This window comes from Actinophytocola sp. (genome assembly GCF_035712165.1).
GTDB lineage: Bacteria > Actinomycetota > Actinomycetes > Mycobacteriales > Pseudonocardiaceae > DASYTH01.
This window is the reverse complement of the sequence record NZ_DASTBH010000363.1, coordinates 1-3587: the sequence shown is the minus strand read 5'-3', so window position 1 is coordinate 3587 and position 3587 is coordinate 1. Positions and strand designations below refer to the sequence as shown.

6 protein-coding genes are annotated in these 3587 nt (G+C 71.1%); 4 read left to right on the top strand and 2 right to left on the bottom strand.

Annotated features, from left to right (window positions below; translation table 11 throughout):
- Window positions 1-37: 37 nt before the first annotated feature.
- The 3 genes from VFO68_RS20100 to VFO68_RS20090 are packed head-to-tail and all read left to right on the top strand — an operon-like array spanning window position 38 to window position 1321.
- On the top strand, window positions 38-376 hold the full coding sequence (locus VFO68_RS20100) for a metalloregulator ArsR/SmtB family transcription factor (RefSeq protein WP_325159875.1): 339 nt from the start codon (window positions 38-40) through the stop codon (window positions 374-376).
- Window positions 377-422: 46 nt separating this feature from the next.
- Window positions 423-917, top strand: a complete 495-nt coding sequence (locus VFO68_RS20095; RefSeq protein WP_325159874.1) for an SRPBCC family protein — start codon at window positions 423-425, stop codon at window positions 915-917.
- Complete coding sequence (locus VFO68_RS20090) at window positions 914-1321, top strand: VOC family protein (RefSeq protein WP_325159873.1); 408 nt, start codon at window positions 914-916, stop codon at window positions 1319-1321. Before VFO68_RS20095 ends, VFO68_RS20090 begins: the two co-directional genes overlap by 4 nt.
- A 5-nt stretch (window positions 1322-1326) precedes the next feature.
- Here VFO68_RS20090 and VFO68_RS20085 read toward each other — a convergent pair whose 3' ends face one another.
- Both VFO68_RS20085 and VFO68_RS20080 read right to left on the bottom strand, forming a co-directional pair.
- Complete coding sequence (locus tag VFO68_RS20085; RefSeq protein WP_325159872.1) at window positions 1327-2049, bottom strand: lysophospholipid acyltransferase family protein; 723 nt, start codon at window positions 2047-2049, stop codon at window positions 1327-1329.
- 106 nt (window positions 2050-2155) lie between these two features.
- Complete coding sequence (locus VFO68_RS20080; RefSeq protein WP_325159871.1) at window positions 2156-3022, bottom strand: alpha/beta hydrolase; 867 nt, start codon at window positions 3020-3022, stop codon at window positions 2156-2158.
- 183 nt (window positions 3023-3205) lie between these two features.
- Between VFO68_RS20080 and VFO68_RS20075 the strand changes: the two genes are divergently transcribed.
- Window positions 3206-3587: BREX system ATP-binding domain-containing protein (locus VFO68_RS20075; RefSeq protein ID WP_325159870.1), on the top strand; the 382-nt coding region annotated here is incomplete at its 3' end.

Here is a 3587-nt window from a genome sequence, read left to right as displayed (position 1 = left end):
AAAACCAGTTGGTTATGGAACTGAGGGGTTATGGACCATGAGCATCGGCCAGTTGGACGCGACCTTCGCGGCGTTGGCGGACCCGACCAGACGGGCGATCCTGGCCCGGTTGCGGGCCGGAGAGGCCTCCGTGAGCGAGTTGGCGGAACCGTTCGCGATGAGCCAGCCGGCGATCTCCAAGCACCTCAAGGTGTTGGAGCGGGCCGGGCTGATCTCGCGCGGCCGGGACGCGCAGCGGCGGCCCTGCCGGCTGCGGGCCGGCCCGCTCAAGCAGGCCCAGGACTGGCTGGAGAACTACCGCCGCTACTGGGAGGAGAGCTTCCAGCGGCTCGACGTGCTGCTGGCCGAGCTCAAGGCCGAGGACGGCCAGCGGTGAGCGAGCGAGCCATCGAACACTGCCTCCGAGCTTGCGAGGTGCTGGCATGAGCGGCCCGCTGGAGGTGACCACGCCGACGGACACCGACATCGTGCTCAGGCGGGAGTTCGACGCCGGCCGGCACCTGGTGTTCGCGGCGCTGACCCGACCCGCGTTGATCACCCGCTGGTTCGGCGCGCGCGGCTGGAACATCACCGACTGCCAGCTGGACCTTCGGGTGGGCGGCGCGTGGCGGTTCGTCTCGCACGGCCCGCACGGCGCCCGGATGGCCCAGGGCGGCGTCTACCGGGTGATCGAGCCGCCCGGGCTGCTGGTCTACACCGAGGTGTTCGACGACCAGTCCTACCCGGGTGAGTCGCTGGTCACGCACGAGTTGGTGGAGCGGGCCGGCCGGACCACCCTCACCTGCACGGTGCGCTACGCGTCCCGGCAGGCCCGCGACACCGTGCTGCGTTACCCGATGCGGCGCGGGGTCGGCGAGTCGTTCGACCGGCTCAGCGAACTTCTGACGACGATCGAGAAAACTGGAGATGGTGCATGAACTGGACCCTGGAAGTGGTGCTCGTCCCGGTCGCGGACCTGGACCGGGCCAAGGAGTTCTACGCCGACAAGCTCGGCTTCAACGTCGATCACGACACCACGGTCAGCGCCGAGGTCCGGGTCATCCAGCTGACCCCGCCCGGGTCGGGCTGCTCGATCGTCCTGGGCAAGGGAATCGGCAACACGATGGCCCCGGGTTCGTTGCAGGGCCTGCAACTCGTGGTGCCGGATCTGCACAAGGCCAGGGCGCAACTGGTGGACAACGGGGTGCAGGTCAGCGAGATCCAGGTGATCGGGGAGAACCCGGCCGCCCAGCCGGACCCGCTGGACAACGTCGGGTTCGTCTTCTTCGCCGACCCGGACGGCAACGGCTGGGCAGTGCAGCAGATCTCCTCGCGGGCCTGAGCGGGTCAGCCGTCCAGCGCGGCGGCCTGCTCCGGCGTGGGAGCGGTGCCGCCGAGATGGGCGGGCAGCCACCACGGATCCGCGCCGGCCTCCGGGGCGCCGGGATAGTCGCGCTGGGCCTCCGCGAGGAGCGCGGCCATCCTGGTGCGCAGGTCCTTGGTGAGCACGTCCTGGTCGTCACCCGGGGTGGGCCGGAACGGCTCACCGACCCTGATCAGGATGGGCACGTGACGCTGGGTGAGGTTCTTCGGCCGGCCCTTGGTCCACAGCCGCTGGCTGCCCCAGACCGTCACGGGCAGCACCGGCACGCCGGCCTCCGCGGCCATCCGCACCGCGCCGCTCTTGATCGGCTTGACGGTGAAGGACCGGCTGATGGTGGCCTCGGGGAACAACCCGACCACCTCGCCGGCCCGCAACGCCGCCACCGCCTGTTGGTAGGAGGCCGCCCCGGCGGAGCGGTCCACCGGGATGTGCCGCATGCCGCGCATCAGCGGACCGGCGACCGGGTTGGCGAAGATCTGTTGCTTGGCCATGAACCGGGTCCTGCGCCCGGCCGGCAACGCCGCCAGCCCGCAGAAGATGAAGTCCAGGTAGCTGACGTGGGTGCAGGCGAGCACCGCGCCACCGGACGCCGGAACGTGCTCGCCGCCCCGCACCTCCAGTTTCAGGTCGAGGACCCGGAAGAGGGTCTTGCAGGCCAGGATCACCGGGGGATAGACGAGTTCCACTGCCGCATCCTCCCACCGTGCCGGGCCCGGCGCCGGTGGCCGGCGCTGTGCCTCCGGTCACGCGGAAGCGGGGCGGCCTGTCGTACGACCGCCCCGCTCTCCCCGGTCAGGAATGCGGACAGGTTGCCCGGTACTCCTGGATCAGCGTGCTCGGGGCCGGGGCCGGGCACAGGAACTGGTCGTAGCGGGTGTCGTTGTCGATGAAGCGTTTGAGCCAGGAGATGCTGTACTTCGCCACGGTCGTGTTGGCCCGCGTCGGCGCGGAATGGCTGGCGTTGTTCAACTCCAGGTATGCCTTGTCCGGAGCCGCGGTGAGGCTGGTGTAGAACGGCTCGGAGTGCGACGCCACCGGCGCCGTCGTGTCGCTCTCCGCTCCGATGATCATCGTGGGCACCCGGACGGTCGTCCAGGACTTGGTGGTGTGCCACGGGGTCAGCGGGATCGCGGCCTGCAGGGCCGGCCGGGTCCGGGAGGCCGCCAGGCTGCCGCCGCCGCCCATGGAGTGGCCCATCACACCCAGCCGGGTGCCGTCGATCCGGGTGCGGACGGAGCTGGTGCGGGTCAGGTAGTCCAGCGCCGCCAACAGTTGCGTGCCACGGCTGTCGGGCTGGTCCAGCGTCGAGAGGGTGTCGATGGTGATCACCACGAACCCCTGGGACGCCAGCCGGGGTCCCAGCCACGAGATCGACGACTGCGACGCCGTGAAGCCGGGTGAGATGGCCACCGCGCCGAAGGTGCCCTCGGCGGTGCTGGTGGGGGAGTAGATGGTGCCGCCGCCGAAGCCCGACACCGACGACCGGGCGACGGTCGTGGTGGCGATGGCGAACGGCCCGCGGGTCGCCTCGACGCTCGCGGTGGTCGGCGCGGGGCCGCGTTCGAAGGGGTTGTCGGCGGCCTGGGCCGTCGGCGTCGTGACACCGACCAGGAGCAGGGCCAGCGCGGGGATCGCGTGGATCGCACTGCGGAATCCCATGAACACCTCGCTTATGCAGGGATACGGACAGCAACGACCCTCGGTCACCGCCGCACCGCTCGCATCGGCGCACCTGCCGGTTCCCGGTGGCCGGCACCGCAACCCGCCCGACCCCCGGTATCGGTAGAACTACCGTCGGGTCGGCCCCTTTCGCCCGCGCACGAGGTGTGGCACAAAGGAGAGATGCTGCGCGGACGCGACCGGCAGCGCGTCGCCGTGGACGCACTGCTCGACCGCGCGCGCTCCGGCCGCGGTGGCGCACTGGTGCTGCGCGGCGAGTTCGGATCCGGCAAGACGTCGCTGCTGCGCGCCGCGCGGTCGGCCGCCGCCGACTTCACCGCCGACTCGCGCCGGGTGCTGCTGTGCGTGGACGACGCGCACCGGCTCGACCTCACCTGGTTGCTGGAGGCGTTGCCCGACTTCGACACCGAGCCGGTCGCGGTGCTGATCGCCACCGAGGGCCGGACCTACGGGCTGCCGTGCGTCGAGCTCGAACCGCTGGACCACGTCACCAGCGTTCGGGTGCTGCGCGACCTGTTGCCCGGCCTGTCCGCCGGGCTGGCCG